Annotated in this window: 21 protein-coding genes; 8 read left to right on the top strand and 13 right to left on the bottom strand. The window is 68.8% G+C overall.

What is annotated here, in order from left to right; translation table 11 throughout:
• Positions 1-120: 120 nt before the first annotated feature.
• Both FZP69_RS09430 and folP read right to left on the bottom strand, forming a co-directional pair.
• Entirely contained in the window at positions 121-801 is a 681-nt protein-coding gene (locus FZP69_RS09430) for a 6-hydroxymethylpterin diphosphokinase MptE-like protein (RefSeq protein WP_152041066.1), read from the bottom strand.
• 188 nt (positions 802-989) lie between these two features.
• Entirely contained in the window at positions 990-2,129 is a 1,140-nt protein-coding gene (folP, locus tag FZP69_RS09425; RefSeq protein ID WP_152041065.1) for a dihydropteroate synthase, read from the bottom strand.
• A gap of 178 nt (positions 2,130-2,307) precedes the next feature.
• On the opposite strand from folP, the gene FZP69_RS09420 reads away from it, so the two are divergent.
• Together FZP69_RS09420 and FZP69_RS09415 are read left to right on the top strand one after the other, a co-directional pair.
• Positions 2,308-3,012: a hypothetical protein gene (locus FZP69_RS09420; RefSeq protein ID WP_152041064.1), complete on the top strand. Its 705-nt coding sequence runs from the start codon at positions 2,308-2,310 to the stop codon at positions 3,010-3,012.
• Entirely contained in the window at positions 3,009-3,761 is a 753-nt protein-coding gene (locus FZP69_RS09415) for an RNA methyltransferase (protein WP_152041063.1), read from the top strand. Before FZP69_RS09420 ends, FZP69_RS09415 begins: the two co-directional genes overlap by 4 nt.
• 9 nt (positions 3,762-3,770) lie before the next feature.
• Here FZP69_RS09415 and FZP69_RS09410 read toward each other — a convergent pair whose 3' ends face one another.
• From FZP69_RS09410 to FZP69_RS09405, 3 genes are read right to left on the bottom strand one after another with little or no spacing between them, the layout of a single operon-like run.
• Entirely contained in the window at positions 3,771-4,232 is a 462-nt protein-coding gene (locus FZP69_RS09410; RefSeq protein WP_152041062.1) for a MaoC family dehydratase, read from the bottom strand.
• Positions 4,229-4,396, bottom strand: coding sequence for a hypothetical protein (locus tag FZP69_RS22505; RefSeq protein WP_192918517.1), 168 nt, complete (start codon positions 4,394-4,396; stop codon positions 4,229-4,231). Before FZP69_RS22505 ends, FZP69_RS09410 begins: the two co-directional genes overlap by 4 nt.
• Positions 4,397-4,423: 27 nt before the next feature.
• Positions 4,424-5,356, bottom strand: a complete 933-nt coding sequence (locus tag FZP69_RS09405) for a DMT family transporter (protein WP_152041061.1) — start codon at positions 5,354-5,356, stop codon at positions 4,424-4,426.
• A gap of 170 nt (positions 5,357-5,526) precedes the next feature.
• Here FZP69_RS09405 and FZP69_RS09400 point away from each other — a divergent pair, with 170 nt between their 5' ends.
• Positions 5,527-6,009 carry an Lrp/AsnC family transcriptional regulator gene (locus FZP69_RS09400; protein ID WP_152041060.1) on the top strand — a complete coding sequence of 161 codons (483 nt, stop codon included), beginning with the start codon at positions 5,527-5,529 and terminating at the stop codon, positions 6,007-6,009.
• Positions 6,010-6,028: 19 nt separating this feature from the next.
• On the opposite strand, the gene FZP69_RS09395 is transcribed toward FZP69_RS09400, so the two are convergent.
• Positions 6,029-6,832, bottom strand: a complete 804-nt coding sequence (locus FZP69_RS09395) for a cytochrome bc complex cytochrome b subunit (RefSeq protein WP_152041059.1) — start codon at positions 6,830-6,832, stop codon at positions 6,029-6,031.
• Between the two features lie 277 nt (positions 6,833-7,109).
• On the opposite strand from FZP69_RS09395, the gene FZP69_RS09390 reads away from it, so the two are divergent.
• A complete protein-coding gene (locus tag FZP69_RS09390) occupies positions 7,110-7,775 on the top strand; it encodes a helix-turn-helix domain-containing protein (protein WP_152041058.1) in 666 nt (221 codons plus the stop codon).
• Between the two features lie 41 nt (positions 7,776-7,816).
• Here the strand turns inward: FZP69_RS09390 and gatE are convergent, their stop codons facing one another.
• Positions 7,817-9,685, bottom strand: a complete 1,869-nt coding sequence (gene gatE / locus FZP69_RS09385; RefSeq protein ID WP_152041057.1) for a Glu-tRNA(Gln) amidotransferase subunit GatE — start codon at positions 9,683-9,685, stop codon at positions 7,817-7,819.
• Between the two features lie 117 nt (positions 9,686-9,802).
• Here gatE and FZP69_RS09380 point away from each other — a divergent pair, with 117 nt between their 5' ends.
• Positions 9,803-11,794, top strand: a complete 1,992-nt coding sequence (locus FZP69_RS09380; protein ID WP_152041056.1) for a hypothetical protein — start codon at positions 9,803-9,805, stop codon at positions 11,792-11,794.
• On the opposite strand, the gene FZP69_RS09375 is transcribed toward FZP69_RS09380, so the two are convergent.
• From FZP69_RS09375 to FZP69_RS09355, 5 genes are all read right to left on the bottom strand, one after another.
• Positions 11,791-12,000 (bottom strand): HVO_2901 family zinc finger protein, encoded by a 210-nt coding sequence (locus FZP69_RS09375; RefSeq protein WP_152041055.1) that lies wholly within the window; start codon positions 11,998-12,000, stop codon positions 11,791-11,793. The two genes, FZP69_RS09380 and FZP69_RS09375, sit on opposite strands and share 4 nt — an antisense overlap.
• 268 nt (positions 12,001-12,268) lie before the next feature.
• Positions 12,269-13,684, bottom strand: a complete 1,416-nt coding sequence (locus FZP69_RS09370) for a class II fumarate hydratase (RefSeq protein WP_152041054.1) — start codon at positions 13,682-13,684, stop codon at positions 12,269-12,271.
• 81 nt (positions 13,685-13,765) lie between these two features.
• Positions 13,766-14,185 carry a universal stress protein gene (locus FZP69_RS09365; RefSeq protein ID WP_152041053.1) on the bottom strand — a complete coding sequence of 140 codons (420 nt, stop codon included), beginning with the start codon at positions 14,183-14,185 and terminating at the stop codon, positions 13,766-13,768.
• A gap of 84 nt (positions 14,186-14,269) precedes the next feature.
• Entirely contained in the window at positions 14,270-15,448 is a 1,179-nt protein-coding gene (locus FZP69_RS09360; RefSeq protein WP_152041052.1) for an inorganic phosphate transporter, read from the bottom strand.
• A 131-nt stretch (positions 15,449-15,579) separates the two neighbouring features.
• Positions 15,580-16,320, bottom strand: coding sequence for a hypothetical protein (locus tag FZP69_RS09355; RefSeq protein WP_152041051.1), 741 nt, complete (start codon positions 16,318-16,320; stop codon positions 15,580-15,582).
• A gap of 185 nt (positions 16,321-16,505) precedes the next feature.
• Here FZP69_RS09355 and FZP69_RS09350 point away from each other — a divergent pair, with 185 nt between their 5' ends.
• Positions 16,506-18,563: a 5'-nucleotidase C-terminal domain-containing protein gene (locus tag FZP69_RS09350; protein ID WP_152041050.1), complete on the top strand. Its 2,058-nt coding sequence runs from the start codon at positions 16,506-16,508 to the stop codon at positions 18,561-18,563.
• 43 nt (positions 18,564-18,606) lie between these two features.
• On the opposite strand, the gene FZP69_RS09345 is transcribed toward FZP69_RS09350, so the two are convergent.
• Positions 18,607-18,876, bottom strand: coding sequence for a BolA family protein (locus FZP69_RS09345; RefSeq protein WP_152041049.1), 270 nt, complete (start codon positions 18,874-18,876; stop codon positions 18,607-18,609).
• Positions 18,877-19,053: 177 nt separating this feature from the next.
• Here FZP69_RS09345 and FZP69_RS09340 point away from each other — a divergent pair, with 177 nt between their 5' ends.
• Together FZP69_RS09340 and FZP69_RS09335 are read left to right on the top strand one after the other, a co-directional pair.
• Positions 19,054-19,605 carry a hypothetical protein gene (locus FZP69_RS09340; RefSeq protein WP_152041048.1) on the top strand — a complete coding sequence of 184 codons (552 nt, stop codon included), beginning with the start codon at positions 19,054-19,056 and terminating at the stop codon, positions 19,603-19,605.
• 248 nt (positions 19,606-19,853) lie between these two features.
• The gene (locus FZP69_RS09335; RefSeq protein WP_152041047.1) at positions 19,854-20,330 is read left to right on the top strand and encodes a hypothetical protein; all 477 of its coding nucleotides are present in this window, start codon (positions 19,854-19,856) and stop codon (positions 20,328-20,330) included.
• Positions 20,331-20,502: the final 172 nt, after the last annotated feature.

Raw genomic sequence — 20,502 nt, 5'->3', positions numbered from 1 at the left:
CCGGACCTCCGGGCGGACGACTCCCGCACGGTCGGCCGCGAGTCGGCTCTACCACGCACTACCGACCCGTCGCCGCCGGTGATCGGTCGGTGACTCTCGGCCTCCCGTCGACGAGCCGACTCACACCGACTCGCGGTGGCCGTCGAGGACGTCGAACCGCTCGTCGCGGCGTGACTCCAGCCAGGTCAACAGCCGCGCGGCCCACCGGAGCTTCTTCGCTTTCGTCCCGCTCACGGTGGGGTCGTCGAACTCCCAGCCGACGAAGACGAGCGATCCGGCCCCGAGGTGGTCGGCGAGAAAGGCCGCCCGGTCGCCGTCGGTGAACCCACCGAAGTTCCGTACCGGTGAGACGGGTCCCGCCTGCGTCGTCGGGATCACGCGACCGAGGTCGAACCGGGGGATCACCTCGCGGACTGCGGGGACGTTGTCGCCGTGGGCGTGCGCCGCGACCGGCGTCCCCTCGCGGGTGAGCGTGACCGCCGTCCCGGGGTTCTTGTCGAGGTCCGTCACCATGAGGTCGACGGCGACGCCGTTGTCGCGGCAGACGTCGGCCGCGGTCGACGCGGCGAACACGTGGTCGGCCCGCGCGGCCCGTTCGACCTCGTCCGAAAGCGACGGGGCCGCCCCGACGATCGCGACGGTATCACCGGCGACGGCTCGTTCGAGCGTCTCCGTGTCGTAACCAGTCTGTCCCTCGACGAGCGACCGGAGCACGTCTCTGGCCCGTTCGTCGGCGGCGCGGTCGAAGCCGAAGTCCGCGAGGATCCGCTCGTAGACGGCCTCCCACTCGGCGAAGTTCATACGCGTCCCTCGCGGACAGTCGGACGCGCCCCTCGCGGACTGGTAGTGGCTCGATAAAGTACGGTACCGCGTGAGCCGGAGTGGCAGCGCGTACCCCTACCCGCGTGCCCCTCCGGCCTCCGCGTGACAGGTTCATGGTGGTCCCGCATAAGTTTTCTCGTCCGTGAATATCGCCGCAGTCTCCGTGTTCAGGCCGTCGGGAGCCGTTCGAGCGCGGTGTCGAGCGCTGGCGTCACGCCACGGCCGGCGTCCTGCAGCCGCGCGTAGCCGCCGGGCGTCCCGAACAGCAGCAGTCGACCGGCGTCGGTCGCGGTGACGACCGTCACGCCGGCTTCCCGAGCGGCAGCGTCGATGGACGCCCGCTCGTCGGGCGAGACCCCGGCGAGTTCGACGGTCCGGATCACCCCCTCCGCGGCAGCCGTCGTCTCACCCCCGACGCGATCCAGGTGGCGCACCGCGTCACCCGTGGTCGTCACGTCGAGCTCCTCGACGTCGATCTCTCCCACCTCGCGGATCCGTTCGCGGGTGAACGCCTTCCCGACGAGCGCCGCGTCGCGCGTCTCTCGCACGTCGTGCGTGCGGATCACGTGCGCCCCCCGCTCGACCGCCATCGACGTCGCCGCGAGCGAGACGGGGAGTGCTTCCTCCGTGGACCGTCCCGCGATCTCCCGCAGGAAGTTCTTCCGGTTGATCGAGACGAGGAGTGGCCGGCCGTACCCCCGGAACTCGCGCAGTCTCCGAAGCGTCTCGCGGTCGTGTTCGGTGGTCTTCTCCGTGGACCAGCCGCCGAACGCGGGGTCGAGGATCGTCTTGTCGGTGAAGCCGTTGAGCGCCAGCGCGTCGTAGATGTCGTCGACCTCCTCGACCGCACCGGGACGTTCGAGGTCAGGGGGTGAGGCCATCTTGGCGACGGCGACGTCGTGCTCCTCGCAGACGCGGGGCATCTCCGGGTCGGCGAAGCCACAGATGTCGTTCACCATGTCGAAGCCGCCGTCGATCGCGGCCTCGGCGACCTCGTGGTACCGGGTCTCGATGGAGAAGACGGCGTCGCCGGAGACGCTGGCGAGCGTCTCGAGTGCCGTCTCCAGCCGGTCGAGCTCTCCCTCCGCGCTCAGCACCTCGAACTTCTTGTTCGCCGACTCGAGGCCGACGTCGACGATGTCCGCGCCCTGATCGATCAGCTGCGTGTCCACGTACTCGGCGGCCTCGCCGGGGTCGTCGAAGACGCTCGGCTTGTACGGCGACTCCTTCGAGACGTTCAGCACGCCCATGATGCGGGGGGGAGCGTCGTCGCCGATCTCCAGCCCAGCCGCGTTGACCGTTCGCATACCCCCGCTCAGGACTGCGTGATTATATGCCGACCGGTCCCGGCGACGTGGCCTCGTGACTGGATCGGTGTCCACCTTCGACGCGGCGAACCACGACCGTCTCGGGGCGGCCGTCGGCTGACCCGTCGACGCGAGTGAGAGTCACGCTCTTTTTGTCCGTCGGCCGGGTAGCTCGGGTATGTCGAAGGTCAGCATCGGACTTCGGGGGTGGCGCTTCGAGGAGCGCGAGGTGTTCGCCGAGACGGGCGAATTCCGCCCGCTCGCCGAGATCCCCGAGGACGCCCGCCACCGGCTCGTCCGGCTGTCACTCATCGTCGACCGCCCCTGCGACGCCTGCTACCTCGTCCACGGCGAGAAGGACCGGTGCCGCGCGGCGACGATCGTCTACGGCGAGCCGCTGGACGAGGTGCTGCTCTGCGACCACCACGAGGCCGACTTCCTCTACTGGTTCCGCGAGGAGGGGGGCCGCGAACTCGCCGGTGACGACGCGTTCCGCGACGCCTTCCACGAGTGGTTCGCCGACGGCGGACGCGCCCCCGAGGGGTACGCCGGCCTCGAGCACGTCGAGACCGATCCCGACGCCCTGCCGGACCCCCCGGACCCGAAGGAGATCCAGCGCCGGCTCGAGGACGCGAGCGGGTTCGAGGGCGAACGGATCGACCTCCGCGAGGCGGCGGGCCTCGGTCCCGCACCGGGAACCGAGGAGGGCGACGCGAGCGAGGACGCCGAGACCGACGACGCGTCCGAGACCGATGCCGACGACGAGACCGAAACCGACACCGATGCCGACGACGAATCCGAGACCGACGACGAGACCGATGCCGACGACGAGGACGCCTCGTTCGACGACCTCGACCTCGGTGCGGACTACCCGACGCGATGACCGCCGACGCGCCGGTGGTCGTCGTCGTCGAACCGCAGACGCCGGGCAACGTCGGCACCATCGCCCGCGCGATGAAGAACTTCGGTTTCACGGATCTCGAACTGGTCGACCCGCCCGAGATCACCCCCGACAGCGAGGCGTACGGCTTCGCCGGCCACGCCCGCGAGGACGTCCTCCCCGCGGCCGAGACGGTGACGTTCGACGCCGTCGTCGAGAACTACCACACGGTGGGGTTCACCGCGATCACCAACGAGGACGCCCGTCGACACGTCCGGTTCCCCTTCCGCACCCCGCGGGAACTCGCCGACTCGCTCGCCCGCGTGGAGACGCGGACGGCGCTCGTCTTCGGTCGCGAGGGGACGGGGCTCTCCAACGAGGAGCTCGAACGGCTCGACGAGGTGTGTTCGATCCCCGCGTCCGCCGACTACCCCGTCTTGAACCTCGGCCAGGCGGCGACCGTGGCGCTGTACGAACTCCGGACGCTCACGCTCGGCCCCGACCGCGAGGGGACACAGCTCCCCGACGTCGAGCGCGAGCGAGCCGACGAGGCGGACATCGACCGCTTCTACGACTTCTTCGCGGCGTTCCTCGAGGGCGTCGAACACCGCGAGCACAAGCGCGAGAAGACGGTGCGGATGATGCGCAGGCTGGTGGGGCGGGCACACCCCACGGAACGCGAGATCACTACGCTCACGGGACTCTTTCGGAAGGCCGCGGAGCGCGTCGCGCCCCGTGACGAGTCGCGGTAGGCGACCCGCTCAGGCCTCCGACTCCCCGGCGTCGTCGCGTCGGGCGATCATCGCGTCGGCGACCATCGAACACACCGTCTCCCCGGCGTCGTTCGTCGTCCGGATCGACAGCCGGACCAGTCCGCGGTCGGACCGCTCGGCCTCCCTGTCGACCACCTCGACCGCCGCCGAGAGCGTGTCGTCCGGTCGCACGGGTTGCCGCCACCGGAGCTCGTCGACGCCCTTCGCGCCGAGCATGGCGGTGTCGGCGAGGAAGCCGTCGACGAGCAGCCGCATCGTCATCGCGGCCGTGTGCCAGCCGCTGGCGATCAGTCCCCCGAACATCGACTCCTCGCGGGCCCGGTCGGGGTCGGTGTGGATCCACTGCGGGTCGTACTGTTCGGCGAACGCGCGGATCTCGGACTCGGTCACGTCGTACGTCCCGAGCTCGAACGTGTCGCCGACCGCGAGGTCCTCGAAGAATCGGGTCATGTGCGCTCACACCGTGCGCTCGCCGGTACAAAGAGGTTCCCGCCCGGCGGATGGGAGACGACGTCTTCAGCGTCGGCAACGGCGTACTGGCCACCGATCACGACGTCTCCACAGTCGAACACGGCGTACGCGGAGTCGTATTCGACGCCTTCACCGTCGGCCACGGCGTACGCGCAGTCGTATCCGACGTCTCAGCAGTCGGGCACGGTGGAGTGTGTCCGCACCACGCGGCAGAGCACGTCGCGCTTGAGCAGCGCGAAGCCGACGAAGACCACGGCGAACCCGGTCACGGCCGTGGGTCCGAGGACGTCGCCCAGGACGATCCAGCCGACCAGCGCCGCGACGACCGGGACGAGGTAGTTGACCAGGTTGAGATCCGAGGCCCCGACCCTGTCGAGGAGCTCGAAGTAGAGGAGATAGCCGACGACGCTCGAGGCGAGCACGAGGTAGACGAACGCGGCGAGGACGGCCGGCGTCCAGGCCACGACTACCGACTCGCCACGGGCGACGCTGCCGACGTGGAGCAAGAGCCCCCCGACGAACATCACCCACCCCTGGTACGACGCCGGCGGGAGCCCCGTTCGGAGCGGCCGGCTGACGACGCCGCCGAGCGCGAAGCTCGCGGCCGCGAGGAAGACGAGGCCGACGCCGACGAGCGTCGTCGGATCGAGCGCGCTCGGAGTCGGGTTCGCGACGACGGCGACACCCACGAACCCGAAGGCGAGGCCGGCACCGCCGACGGGTTCGAGCTCGGCGTCGCCCACGAGAGCGTGGTCGAAGCCGGCCGTCAGGAGCGGGACGAGACTGACGACGATGGCCGCGATCGCACCGGAGACGTACCCCTGACCGAGGTACAACAGCGCGTGGAAGGCGGCGATGAGGAGGGCGCTGCTGACGGCGATGGCGACCCACGCCGAGCGGTCGGTCGGGAGCCATCGGTCGCGCGTGAGCGCCGCGTAGCCGAGGACGAGCGCGCCCGCGACGTCGTACCGCATCGCGGCGAACAAAAGCGGCGGGACGTGCCGGAGGCCGACGTCGATGGCGACGAACGAACCGCCCCAGAGGGTGGCAAGCAGTACGAACAGAAACGGAGTGGATTGTACTTTCCTTTGAATCGAATCCATTTACTCGAACTCGTATCAGTATCGATGCCGAAGAGTTGTTAAAGCCTTCTACAAGAGAGCGAGTCGTTGTTGAACGTCCCTGTCGAATTCGACAGTGTCGTCGGTCTCCGTGCGACGACGCCTCCGGAGATGAGACGGAGGTTCAAGACCTCGGAGGAGAGACTGTCGCCATGGACGAACGCGACGTCACGCTGCTGAAGGCGATCTCGGACCTCGGCACCGGCAGCCCCGACCGTCTCCACGAGGAGACGGGCATCCCCGTCTCGACGATCCACTACCGGCTGAACAACCTCCGGGAGGCGGGCGTCATTGAGAACGACCTCTACGACCTCGACCTCGACGCCGTGGGGCTCGGCGTGACCGTCGTCGTCGAGGTGCTCGCGGACTACGACCGGTACGAGGACGTCTCGGAGGAACTCCTCGGCGTCGAGGGCGTCACACAGCTGTACTTCACGATGGGCGAAACCGACTTCATGCTGGTCGCGCGACTCCCCGACAGCGACGACGTCGAACGGCTGATCCGCGACTTCGAGTCGATCCCACAGGTCGAACGGACCAACTCGACGTTCGTCATCGCGAGCCTCCGCGACAGCAGCCGGCCCCTCCAGAGCTACAGTCTCGACACACTGCTCGCGCAACTGGTCGACGACTGACCGCCACGCCGCCCCCAGTTCACTTCGGCGGCCGGAGCCGGTAGTATCGGCGGTTGAGGTCGTACATGTACCCCTCACGCATCGTTTTCAACACCGCGTAGGCGACGACGCTCGCGACGACCGGGAGGAGGAACGTCAGGTCGAACAGGAGGTCGACGTTCATCGGGACGAGGTTCTTCGCGGAGTAGATGCTGATGGTGAAGGCGAACACGACGCCGCCGACGCCGATCGCCGACCAGAACGGCTGTTCGACCGGTCGGCGCGCGGACCCCTTGTTCAGGAAGGGCACGAGCGTGATGATGCCGACGACGACCAGGTTCGCCAGCACGCCGTAGGGGCGGTCGCCGAGCAGTTTCTCGCCCCCCAGAACCCCCAGTTCGGGGTTGAGCGGACCGAGTTTCAGCAGCCCGAAGGACCAGTACAGATACCAGTCTGGCAGAATCACGGCGGGTGTTGTCGAGCCGTCGGCGGGCGGACCGATGTGCGGCGGCATCGTCGCCGCGAGGAACAGGACCATCACGACGAAGAACGACGCGATCGAGAGGTTTCGGATGACCTCGTGGGGCCAGGTCGGAAAGCCGAGGACGTCCCGCTCGACGTACGTCGACTCTCGTCTGAGTTCCTGGTCTTCGCGGCGTGCCCGCTCGAAGTACTCGTAGGTGAGTCGTGGGAGGCCGACCCGTCGCGTCTTCCGCTCCGACCAGGTCGGCGTCTCGCTATCCGGCGCGACGACGCCGGCACCGTCCGTGCGGGGATCCTCCGTTCCGTCCTCAGTCGGGGGGTCGTGTGCCGAGTCGCCGCCGTTGTGACGTCCGTCAGACACGGTCAGTTACCCCGTAACGCGGACCCGGTGTCGTGACTGCCCGCGTCTCGGCCCGGTCGGGACGTCCCGGCGGCCTGCCGACGTCTCAGTCGTCGAACGTGCGCGTCGGCGAGTGTCAGCACGTGCTCGATGGGGCGTGTCGCGTGCTGTTCGGCGAAGGGGCGCGTCGCATTCGTCCGCAACAGGCTGTCCATGTCCGCAGGGACGGCTGATGGCCGCAACGGATTTGTGGCGGTCATCCACGCCTATTTAAGCCAGCCGGTCGGTGAGTTCCAGTATGCGGTACGTGACGCTTCGACTCTCGCCGTCCGAGGGTGAAGGGTTCCACCCGCTCGGGAAGCGACTGTTCGAAGAGCCGTCGATTCGCCGAGAGGCCGTCCACCACGTCGAACTGCTCGACGACGGGACGGTGCTGTTGCTCGCAGCGGCGGTCGGTGACCGCGAACGGTACGAGGAGATCATGTCGTCGTCGCCGTCGGTCGTCGAGTACATGGCCTCCGGAACGGAGCGCTGGATGGCGGTGAGTCGACTCGAGTCGTCCGAGGCAGTTCGGCAGGTCCTGGAGTGGAAGCGAGACGCCGGGGTCGTCATCGAGACACCGATGCTGTTTCAGCCCGACGGCTCACAGCGGATGACCGTCATCGGAGACGAGCAGGCGCTCGAGCACCTGTTCCAGCAGGGGACGACGATGGAATCGTTCCGGTTCGAGGTCGTCGAATCCGGCGAGTACGACCCGGGGACCGAGCGGTTCCTGCGTTCGTTGACCGCTCGTCAGCAAGAGATACTGTCGACTGCGGTCGACCTCGGGTACTACCGTGCGCCGCGCCGGGCGACACACGAGGACATCGCCGCGGCCCTCGACCTCGCCCCGTCGACAGTGGGCGACCACCTCCGGAAGATCGAAGAACGCGTCTTCACGTCGATGCTGCCTACCGCGCGGTGAACGGCGGTGTTCGACGGAGCGTCGGGAGCCGAACGACCCTCTCAGGCGCGCTTTTGAATCTCTTCGCGCAGCACGTCGCTCACCTGGCCGCCGTCGGCCTTCCCTCGCAACGCGCCCATCGCCTCGCCCATGAGCGCCGAGAACGCGCCCATCCCTTCCTCCTGGACCTGCTCGGCGTTGCGCTCCACCACCTCGGCCACCGCCTCGCGGACCGCCTCGTCGCCGACGCCTGCGAGGCCGGCCTCCTCGACCGCCTCCTCCGCGGTGAGGTCGGGAGTCTCGGCCAGGACGGTCAGGACGTCGCCGATACCCTCCTTCGCCAGGTCGCCGTCGTCGACCAGGAGGAGCACGTCCAGCAGGTGGTCGTCGGTGAGGTTCTCGACGGCGACGTCGTCGCGGCGGAGTTCGGTCAGCGTCGACTCCAGGGTGTTCGCCGCCAGCGTCGGGTCGACGCCCGCCGCCACTGCCGACTCGAACAGCGGGAAACGCCGCCCGTACGCCACCTGCTCGGCGAGGCCGGCGTCGAGGCCGTGTTCTCGCTGATAGCGCTCGGTCTTCTCCGTGAGGAGTTCGGGCACCTCGACCTCGCTCTGGTCGGGTTCGACCGGCGGCACGTCCGTCTCGGGGTACATCCGTGCCGCGCCCGGCAGGGGACGGAGGTAGCGCGTCGTACCGTCCTCGTTCGCGTCGCGGGTCTCCTCGGGGACGCCCTCCAGCGCGGTGCGGGCGCGCTCGGCGACCGCGTCGATGGCGAGGCTGGCGGTCTCCGCGTCGTCGGCGACGAGCGCCACGGCGTCGTCGAGGCCGGCGTCGACCGCCTCGCGCAGCGCCGCGACCTCCGCGGCGGTGACGCCGTACGCGGGCAGTTCGTCTGTGTGGAACACCCCGCCCGCGCCGTGGCGTTTGGCGTGGTCGGAGAGTTCGGTGCCGAGCCGCCGGTCGGGCTGGATCTCGTGGCCGACGAGGCCGTCGAAGCCGGCGAGTCGGACCGCCCTGACCGCTCCCCCCGAGCCGAGTGCCCCGGCGATGACGCCGGAGTCGGTGTCGGCGAAGACGTCCGAGACGTCGCGCGGTTCGCCGATGGCGGCGTCCCTGTCGCGGAGACGGTCGCGGATCTCGAGCAGTTCCACCTGTCGCTGCACCTCGAGCCTGACGATCTCGTCGATCTGGTCGAGCGCCTGCACCCCCTTGATCTCGACGCGGGCACCGTCGGCGATGGAGACGTTGACGTCCTGGCGAATAGTGCCGAGCCCGCGCTTCACCTCGCCGGTCGACCGGAGCAGCATCCCGATCGTCTCGGCGGCTTCGCGCGCCTGTTCGGGCGAGGAGATGTCCGGACCGGTGCCGATCTCGACGAGGGGGATCCCCAGCCGATCGAGCGACCACCGTACTCCCCGGTCGGTGGCCTCGACCCGCTGGGCCGACTCCTCCTCCAGCAGGAGGTCCTCGATGGAGACCGGCCCCGCCGACGTCGAGATCTCGCCGGCCTGAGCGACGAGCGTCGTCCGCTGGAAGCCCGACGTGTTGGAGCCGTCGATGACGAGCTTCCGCATGACGTGGGCCTGATCGACGACGTCCATGTCGAGGAGTGTGGCGATCTGCATCGCCACGTCGAGCGCCTCACTCGACAGGCGAGAGGGCGGCTCGTCGTCCTCTTCGACCAGGCAGGTGGTGTCGAACGAGAGATACTCGAACTCGCGGTCGACCCGGCTCTCCTCGAGGGCGGCGTCGTCGAGTTCGCCGAGTTCGCTCTTCGTCGGGTGGAGGTACCGGATCAGCGACCGGTCCGCGTCTGCAGGTTCGCGTCGCTCGGTCGGACACTCGCAGAACAGCTTGCGCGACGTGTCCAGTTGCTGGTGGATCTCGAGCCCCGCGACGAGCCCGAGGTCCTCGTAGTCGTGCGCGCTCATTGGTGTCCCCTCCGAACGGCGGGCGTAAAAAAGGCGTCAGTTCCGACGTCCGACTCCCGTCGCTCGGTGGTCGCTGCAGGCTGTGTGTTGAAGTAGCCACCCGGCGTACGCGCGGCCATGTCCCCGCACCGACGGGCTTCCCGGGCGGTTGCGGCGCTCCTCGTCGCGTTTCTCCTGGTCCAGACCGCGATGGTGCCTGTCCTCGCCGTGCCGGGCGTCGATCGACCGACTGCACGGTCGACGACCGAGCGACCGGCCGCGTCAGGCGCGCTCTCGCAGGCGCGCGTCACGCCGCTCGCGCAGACCGCCGGGCTGGTCGCGCCGATCACGACCACGGGGGTCGAGCCCACCCGTCGGAGCGCGTTCTCTGACCGCCGACCGTTCGAACGAGTCCCGGGCGTGGATCGGCGCGCGGCCCGGAGACCGGTGATCGACGGGAACTACACCTTCGCCCCCCTGGAGCGCGACGGCGTGGTGGGGCTCCGGCTGCAGTACGATCTGCCGCCCTCGGTGACGGCGTTCCGCATCCGGCTGCCGGGAGTCGCGACACCGGCAGTGTCGGTCGCCGGCAGCGACGGCTTCGACCGACACGACGAGACGACGTTCGTGTGGACGCGGTCGACGTCGTCCCCGGCGCTCGACCTGCGACTCGCGGTCTCCTCGGACAGCATCTCGCGGCTGAACCGTGGGATCGAACGCGACGGGTGGACGTTCGCCACCGCGCCACGGTCGGAGATCGGGTTCTCCTACACTGGAACCCGACCGCGGTTCGTCTCGACGACCGGCGTCGTCGGCAGTGGGTACGCGGCCGACCGGATGGGGTTCATGGGGCCGCACGACGTGACCGAGACGACCGTCGGCGGCGAGGCCGTCACGTTCGTCGTCGGTAACGGCACGGAAAAAGCCAACATCACGGCCGCCCGGACGTTCCTCGAACTGTCGCAGGGACGGTTCGACTTCGGCGTGGACCGCGACCGACTCGTCGTCTTCGTCCTGCCGTTCGACGAGCGCTCCCGGGACTCGACACGGCCGCTCGTGACCGGCGAGGCGTCCGGCGACGCGTTCTGGGTGACCGCCGACGCGACGAACGTGACGGGACCGGAGAACGCGTTCGCCCACGAGTACGTCCACTCGCGGCTGGGCACCGTCGGGAACGGCTCCGCCACGTGGCTCACGGAGGCCACCGCCGAGTACTACGGCTACCTCTCGACGCTGAACGCCGGTGGGAGTTCGTACGAGTCGTTCTACCGCGCGACGACCGCCGAACGCTACGCGCCGAACCGAAGCGGGGTGATCCTCGCCGACCGGGAGACGTGGCGCGGCACCGTCGGCGACTACGAGAAGGGTGCACACGTGCTGGCCGCGCTCGACGCGGAGATCCGCGAGCGGACGGACGGCGACCACACGCTGTACGACGTGTTCGTCGCGAACCGGACGTTCGACGACTACGCGGCGTTCCGGGCGCAGGTCGTGGCGACCGCGAACGACGAGTCGCTCGGCCCGTGGTTGGATCAGTACGTCACGACCGACGCGCTTCCGCCCGTCCCCGACGACCCGGCGCGGTACGTCCACGGGCCGGACCTCGATCCGGACGGCGACGGCCTCGTCAGCCGCGAGGAGGTGCGCGCGACGACGCCGACGAACCCGTTCGTCGCGGACACCGACGGCGACGGCCTCTCCGACGCCCGCGAACGCGAGATAGGGACGAATCCCCTGCGGCCCGACACCGACGGTGACACGCTCTCGGACGCACACGAAGTCGCGGCGCGGACCGATCCGACAAGCGCGGACACCGACGACGACGGGACGAACGACGCCATCGATCCGTACCCGACCGACCCGTCCATCCGGACCGAGCGGGTGGGGACTGACTCGGACGACCGAACCACCACGACCACCGGACCGTCCGAACCGACGGAGACGGCGTCACGGCCAGACGAGACGGCGACGGCAGGAACGGACGCGACATCAGGTGAAAAGACGGCCGTGAGAACTAGCGTGGGAGGCGACTCGCGGACCGAGGTGCCCGGCTTCGGCGCGGTCGCCGTCGCCGCGGCGGTCGCCCTCGTGGGGATGCTGCTTCGCCGGGAGAACCGAGACTCGTCTTAGACGCGCCGCAGGCCGTCGCCGATACCCTCTGCTTCACCACACTCGGGACACTCGTAGTGCCACCCGTCCTTGGTGGCCCGTCCCTCGGGGAACTCTGCTGCACACTTTCGGCATACGAGCATGTCTCGACCGGACTGCTTTGTTATCTGCATCCCCGCCATACTGACAAGGACACCAGCATGTAGCTTCAAGATGTCGCTTCCCATCGGTTTCGAGACGCGTTCACACGCAACAAAGCCGTCCGAGCCACCCGTGGGCGATTCTGGACCCCTCACACGACTGTCAGCCCCGCGTCAGACTCACGGCTGACGCCGTTTCGTCGTCGACGAACGTCCACCACTGTTCGGACTCTGACGCTGGCGGACAGGTTCGATCACCCCGAACCGACGGTCGGCCCGCTGCCGAGGCCGAATCAGTGCTGACAGTCGAATCAGTGCCGACGGCTGCTGGTCGGGCTCACGCTGTCGTCGGCGATCAGTCGTCGCCCAGGATGCCCCGCCGAGTCATCCGTGCGGGGTCGAGCACCTCGTCGGCCTCCGCCTCGGAGAGATACCCCTCCGCGACTGCGACCTCGCGGACGGTCTTGTCCTCGGCGAGCGCCTGTTTCGCCACCTTCGACGCCTTGTCGTAGCCGATCGCCGGATTGAGTGCCGTGGCGAGCGCCATCGACCGCTCGACCTGGTCGGCGCAGTGTTCCTCGTTGGCCTCGAGCTTCGCGACGAACCGCTCGGCGAACACCTCCGCCGAGTTCGCGAGCAGTTCCGTCGACTGGAGCACGTTGTGCGCGAGGACGGGCTTGTAGAGGTTGAGGTCGATCTGCCCCTCCGCGGCGCCGGCGGCGACGGCGGTGTCGTTGCCGACGACCTGTTTGTGGACCTGGTTGACCGCCTCGGCGACGACGGGGTTGATCTTGCCCGGCATGATGGAGGAGCCGGGCTGGTTCTCGGGCTGTTCGAGTTCGCCGAGCCCGTTCCGCGGCCCCGACGCCAGCAGTCGCAGGTCGTTGGCGATCTTGTTCATCGACCCCGCCACGGTCCGGAGGGCACCGTGGACCTCGCCCATCGCGTCGTGAGCGGCCTGCGCCTCGAAGTGGCTGTCGGCCTCGCGGAACGCGATGCCGGTCTCCTCGGAGATGTACTCGGCGGCGCGCTCGGGGAACTCGGGGTGTGTGTTCAGCCCCGTCCCGACGGCGGTCCCGCCGAGAGCGAGTTCGGCGAGGTGGTCGTGGGTGTGCTCCAGCCGCGTGATCCCCTTCTCGATCTGCGTCCGGTACCCCTCGAACTCCTGGCCGAGCGTGATCGGCGTGGCGTCCTGCAGGTGGGTCCGCCCGGTCTTGACGACGTCGGCGAACTCGTCTTCCTTGGCCCCGAGCGCCTCGGCGAGCGTCTCCAGCGCGGGCCGGAGATCCTTCTCGACCGCCTCGAGCGCCGAGACGTGCATCGCCGTCGGGATCACGTCGTTCGACGACTGCCCGTAGTTGACGTGGTCGTTCGGGTGGACCGCGCGGTCGCCGATCTCCTTCCCCATGAGTTCGGCGGCCCGGTTCGCGATCACCTCGTTGGCGTTCATGTTCGACGAGGTTCCCGACCCCGTCTGGAAGACGTCGACGGGGAACTGGTCGTCCAGCTCGCCCGCGATCACCTCGTCGGCCGCCTCGACGACCGCCGCCGCCACGTCGTCGTCGAGGAGGCCGAGATCCCGATTGGCCTGCGCGGCGGCCTTCTTCACGACGCCGAGCGCCCGCACGAACCGCCGCCCGAAGCCGATTCCCGAGATGGGGAAGTTCTCCACCGCGCGCTGGGTCTGCGCACCCCAGTACGCGTCCGCCGGCACCTGCATCTCCCCGAGGCTGTCCCGCTCGATCCGGTAGTCGTCGGTCGTGTCGCTCATGTTCGGAGGGACGCGACGGGGTCGCCTAAAAGCTACTCTTGCGGCACGCCGAGGGGCAAGCATCGCGACCGAACCCCATCGTCACCGCACGATGGTCACCGGAACGGGCGCACGGCTCGACACAGTCCGCGCGACGTTCCCCATGAACAGCGTCTCCCGCAGGGTGCCGCCGTGACTGCCGATCACGATGGCGTCGAAGTCGGCGGCGCGATCGACGATCTGCCGTGCGGGGTTCCCGAGCGCGACCTCCGTGTCGATCTCCACCCCCTGGCCGGCGGCGCGGTCGTGGGCCCGCTCGAACACCTCCTCGGCGAGCTCCTCGGCCGCTTGCTGGACGTCCGTCTCGAGCGCGAGTTGGAGCGCCCGACCCATCATCGGCGACGGCTCACCCGCGACGAACAGCACCGTGATGTCGGCGCCGGCGTGGACGTCGAGCGCGTACTCGAGCGCACGCAGGGACATCTCCGACCCGTCCATCGGGACCAGCACACGGTCGACCATGCGAACACGTACCAGACCGGCGGCGATAAAACTGTCGATTTTCTGTCACTCGAGGGACCGTCCGCGTCGGGGACGGAGCCGCCGTCAGAAGATCGGGAGGAAGCGGAACGTGAGGTACGCGCCGATCGTCGCGATGAGCGGGACGACGTTCTGCATCAGGACGACCCGCGCCGTCGTCGCGGGATCGAACAGATCCGCGGCGCTGGGGATCTGTTCGGGCTCCGATTCGCCGATCGCCGGTGGCTCCTCGTCGACGTCGTCGGCGGCCAGCGCCCCGACGGAGACGTCCACGTCCGGCGTCTCCTCGCCGCGGACGACGTCGGTGACGGCGATCGGCCGCGTCGCCCGCCCCCAGCCGAGCCCGATGATCGACACCGTCGCGATGACGACGAAACTCGCGGGGATGCCGATCGCGGAGAGGAACACGACGAGCGAGGCGCTCACCGTGGCGACGACGATCGCCGCCGTGAGCGGGAGTTCGGTGATGTCGCTACCCATCGTCTCCAGCGTCCGTCGGGCGATGGTGAACGTCCCGACGCCGACGGCGACCCCCCCGAGGACGATTGCGGGGTTCATCTCCAGTGCGCCGCTCCCGACGAGCGGGGCGATCGCGTTCGCGATGTTCGACGTACCCGACGAGAAGGCCATCAGGCAGCCGATCAGGATGACGGTCGCCACGCCCGCCATCTCACGCCGGTTCGTCGTCGCGTTGGCCCTCGGGATCGGGAGCACGCCGGAGCGGTCGAGTTCGACCAGCGGACCGTCGCTTCGTTCGATCGCGATCAGCCGGTTGAGCCGGGGGTAGAAGTACCGCCCGATCACCAGCGACACCCAGAAGCCGATCACGGGGGCGACGATCCACCAGGTGACGATCCCACCCATCACCGCCCAGTCGAGCGCGTCGTTGGCGAAGCCGAGCCCCGCGATCGAGCCCACGGCGGTCATCGACGTCGACGCGGGTACGCCGAAGACGTTGCCGACGAACAGCGCCACCCCGATAAAGAAGAGGACGCCGATGCTCGTCGACAGGGTGAACACCCCCGGATCGGAGACGAGATCGCTCCCGAGCGTGGTGACGACGCGCCGGCCGATCGTCCACGCGCCGATGAAGAAGAAGACGGTCATCAGCGCGGCAGCCGCGGGCTTCGAGATCGCGTTGGCACCCACAGCGGGGCCGAACGCCGGACCCGTCGTGGAGCCACCGATGTTGAAGCCGACGAACGCTGCGACGAGCGCCCCGATGACCAACAGCACGCTGACCATACGCCTATCCTGTCAGTGGGGGTTAAAGAGGTTCCCCCTGACCGTCGCCCCGATGGAGCACCAGTCCGTCGCCGGAGACGCATCTCGAACCGTGGCGTCGCGGCCTTCGACGCGACGTCTCGAACGTGGCGTCAGCTCCCGGACCGATCCTCGTTCGCGTCTGCGCGTTCCTCCTCCGTCGACTCCTCGTCGTCCGTCGACTCCTCCGCATCCTCGTCCGTCGGCTCGGACGCCGCTGCATCCGGGTTCAGTTGCTGGGCGACGGCTTCCTCGACCGATCTGTCGACCGTCTCGCCGACTTTCTCCTCGACAGACCTGTCGACCGCTTCCTCGACCGACGCCTTGACCGTCTCCTCGACCGTCTCGCCGACCTTCTTCTCGACCGTCTCCCCGACCGTCTTTTCGACCGTCTCCCCGACCTTCTTCTCGACCGTTTCGCCGACCTTTTTCTCGACCGTCTCCCCGACAGTCTTTTCGACCGAGGCGCTCACCTGTTCTTCGACAGTTTCCTTCACCGACCGGTCCACCGCCTTCTCGACCGTCTCCCCGACGGTCGCTTCGACTGACCGGTCGACTGTCTCCTCGACCGTCTCCCCGACCGTCGTCTTCACCGAGCGATCTACCGCCTCCTCGACCGACTCGCCGACCTTCTCTTCGACGGATCGGTCGACCGTCTCCTCGACGGCAGACGTCATCCAGTCAGGGTCGAACCGGGCCATCTTCCAGACGACGTGGAGCATGAACGCGACCAGCACGCCGAACCCGAACGCCAGTCCGACGTTGGTTCCGACCACCAGGATGCTCCCCACCGACGCGGCGATCAACAGCCCGTACGTGAGATCGACGACGGAGTCGACGCGGCTCGGGTTCATACTGCTCGTGCGAGTACACCTGCCGCCCCCTTGTAGCCCCGGGGTACTTCGGTCGCGTGCGCATCGATCGCGGTGTTGCGTCGGCTCCGACGCCGGCGGCGTCCGGACACACGGCGGTCTCCTCCGACGCAGATGTCACGATCCCCTGTCATTTTGTAGGTCCGGTCCCTCGATGTCGCGTAGAGATGTCAGACGACCACAATTCACACGAGCAGAACCCCACACGGTCGAGCGTCGAGCGCACGAGCAGGCGGACGTTCCTCCGCGCGCTCGGGGCGAGCGGGGCGTTCGCGACGCTCGGCGTCGCGGGGTCGGGGACGGCCGAGGCGCTCGAGGATCCCGAGAACTACCGGAGTACGGTACTGACCGGGAACGCGGAGGTCCCGCCGGTCAGTACCCCCGGGCGGGGGCTCGCGGAGTTCACGCTGAGCGACGACGGGACCGAACTCGACTACCGCCTCACGGTCGCGAGCATCGACCGGATCACGGCGGCCCACATCCACCGGGGTGGTCCCGACGAGAACGGGCCGCCCGTCGCGACGCTGTTCGGCGGGCCGACGACAGGCGGCCGATCCACCGGCGAGTTGGCTACCGGGACGCTCACGGTCGACGACCTCCAGGGACCGCTCGGCGACCGCCCCTTCCAGGCGCTCGTCGACGACATGGAGGCGGGCGACGCATACGTGAACGTCCACACGACCGCACACCCGAGCGGCGAGATCCGCGGTCAGCTCCCCGATCAGCGGACGACCGGCGGGTCGACGTCGCCCGGCATCGACGGCTCCGGGACGGTGACGTTCCTCCACGACACTCACGTCCACGGCAACCTGGGGTCGAGCGAGGACGCCGAGAACGCCGCGAACTACTTCGGGCTGATGCGCGACCGCGTCGCTGCGAACCCCGACGCGATCCGGGTCGGCAACGGCGACGACCTCGCCTCGTCCGTGCTGTCGTCGGTGTTCGAGGGGGTTCACGTCGTCGACACGTTCAACGCGGGGAACCTCGTGTACGACACCTACGGAAACCACGACTTCGACATGGGGCCGGCGGTGCTCCGCGAACAGGTCGGCGAGAGCCACTTCACGTGGCTGAGCGCGAACATGCGTGATCCTGCAGGCGAACGGGTGTTCGCCGCCGACCGGGGTGCCCGACCGTTCGTCGTCCACGATGTCGGCTCGGTCAACGTCGGTATCACCGGCCTGATCAACGAGGAAGCACCCGAGATCACGAGCCTCGGGGACAACACGGTGGTTCCGATCGAGGAGGCGATGCGCGAGGTGATGCCACGGATGCGCGCGGCCGGTGCCGATCTCGTCGTGGTGCTCTCCCACCTCTCCAGTCCGGTCGCCCGCGACCTCGCGCGCAACGTCGACGGCATCGACGTCATCCTCGGCGACCACGCCGCACAGGTCTCCGAAGACGTCGAGACGATCAACGACACCGTGCTCTCGTTCGTCGGCGACGAGTACGAGTTCCTCGGCGAACTCACCCTCGACGTCTCGCGAGGATCGATCGAGGGCGTCGACTTCACCCTCCACGACGTCTCCGAGGCGGCCTCTGCCGCGTCGTTCGAGCCGAGTCAGGCCGTCGCGAACGTCCAGTCGTTCTACAACGACGGTCTGGAGGACGCGCTCGGCGAGGTCGTGGGCCAGCTCGCCGCGGGCGCGACGTTCGACACCCGCCGCGACACCGTCCGTCACGAGGAGGCGAACTCGGGCAACTACGTCGCCGACGCGAAGCGCGCGGCGGTCGACGCCGACATCGGCCTGATGAACGGCGGGGGGATCCGGACGGACACGCTCTACGAGGGACCACGCGACGTCTCCAAACGGCTCGTCTTCGACGTCCTCCCGTTCGGTAACACGGTCGTGAAACTGGAGGTGACTGGACAGCAACTGCACGACGCCCTGGAGAACGGGGTCAGCGGCGTCGCGAACAACGAAGGACGGTTCCCACAGGTCAGCGGCATGGCGTTCGCGTGGGATCCCGATGCGCCCGTCGGCGACCGGGTCGATCCCGCGGACGTCACGGTCGGCGGCTCGCCGCTCGATCTCGAAGCGACGTACACGCTCGCGACGAACAACTTCGTCGCCGGTGGCGGCGACGGCTACGCGACGTTCGCGGACGTGCCGCGACAGATCGGTGCCGACGACGGTCCCCTGCTGGCGACCGTCGTCGTCGAGGCGATCCAGGCCGACGGCACCATCGACCCCTCCACCGAGGGGCGCATCACCGAGGTCTGACCCGAGCGGGGCCGTCGTCGACGGCCGCTCGACACCGGTCGGCTCACTCCTCGCCGACGTACTCGTCGTACTCCTCGGGCGTGTACGTCTTCATCTCCAGCGCGTGGATGTCGGTCGTCATGTGCCCCTCGAGGGCGTCGTACACCAGCTGGTGCTGCTGGACGAGCGACTTCCCCGCAAAGGCCGGGGAGACGACGACGGCGGCGAAGTGGGCGTCCTCGTGCTCCTGGTCGGGGTTCCGCGGGGTCGTCACCGTCGCCTCCGCATCCTCGATGCCTGCTTCGATGAGTCGTTCGACCTCGGCCGCGTTCATGCGGAGCACACGACGCTCCGTGGATAAAAGTCGATGGATACCGGGGGGACGCACGCGTCCACCTGGCTCCCGTCTCGACACCTCGCCGACACACCCATCGGTCGATCGCTCCCGGCCGGTACCAGCGCTGAGAACTGGGGACGAACGGTGATATACTCCCGCCGCGCTCTCGCACGTATGTGGAGTCGACGGGGCGTCCTCGCCGGTGCGGGTGCGTCCCTGTTCTCGGTCACCGTCGCTGGAAAGCTCCGGAACGGGTCCCCGGATCGCGGGAACCGGTACGTCCAGCGCGTTAGCGTCGACGAACAGCGCGTCAACGTGGACGACGACGACCGGTACGAACGCCTCGTTCGCGTTCGGTTCGTCCCGACCTCCCGGCTCGTCGCCGTTCGTCTGGAGCACCGCGTCGCGGAGGCGTCCGACCTCGAACTCGCCGACACGCTCGACTACGACCGTGACGGCTGGTACGCCGTCGCCAGGCGGACGGGATTCGACGCCCGACGCCGGGGCACAGAGCGGTCCCTCCACGCCCCACGGAGCAGACGCGTCCCTGGTCTCGACGACCAATGGATCGCCGAGTTCCGGGGGTACCAGTCGGGAGCGACGGACCAGGCGGACTTCAGAGGGTTCCACGAGGGGGACACGCTCCGTCTGGTCGCCGTTCCCTACGACCACGACGACGTCGTCGTCACGGAACACGTCGTCGGCTCGAGCGCGGACGGTCGGTGAGGCGCGGTCGAATCACAGTCGGGGCACAGGATCGGTGGGGAACGTGGGGAGGCGTCGTCCGCTGGCGAGGGACGGGTCGCACGCGGTCGCCGACTCGCTCGATACGGAACTGTAGTAGCGTTCGAAGGGGACTACTCACTCGATCGTTTGCTGCGCCTCGGGGAGCCACTGGAACGGCCGGGGAGATGCGATCGGTCGTGAAGCGTCTCGAACGCTACTATATGTTCCCACGCCGAGTAGCCACCGGCGTGACCGACGTCGATACGAACGCGGTCCGGTCGTTCCTCGTCGCGGCCCACGCCGACGTCGTCGAGACGGTCCGCGACTGTGCGGCGGTGTCGGCGACGACCGGAACCGACGCGACCGGCCGGAGCGACACGAGCGCCGTCCGGCGTGGGATCGAGACGGAACTCCGGGATGCCGGCGTCTGGGATCGCCTCCCGACCGTCCTCGTCGACTGTGTCGAGGTGGTCGGTGGGCGTCTGCGAGCGACGCCCGTCGCGGCCCCGCCGTACGTCGCGCCGACCGCGACCGGCGTCGTCCTCCGGGGAACTCTCGAACGGGGCCGACTCGTCGTCGCCGTCGACGCCCTCGCCGTCGAGCGTGGTGACGAGGGCGGGGCCACGGCCGAGCGCGAGGACGAACGAACGACGGGCGTGACGCTCCGCCCACGACCGCCCGACACGCCACTCGCCGAGTTGATCCGGGTCGAGTGGCGCGGATGAGGCTCCTGCAGCGCTGTCCGTCGGTGCTCGGCGTCGTCGAGCAGTCGCTCGAAGCCCGACGAACACCGGCGCTACATCTGGTACCGGCGTTCGTCGTCGCGCTGGGGATACTGGTCGGCGCCTGCGACCCCGACCAGTGGCCTCCGATCCGGACTTCTCGGTGGGGGCCCTG

Origin of the sequence: Salinigranum salinum, from assembly GCF_009176545.1 — an archaeon.
GTDB lineage: Archaea > Halobacteriota > Halobacteria > Halobacteriales > Haloferacaceae > Salinigranum > Salinigranum salinum.
The sequence above is the reverse complement of the archived record's forward strand: the minus strand, read 5'-3'. Positions and strand labels throughout refer to the sequence as shown.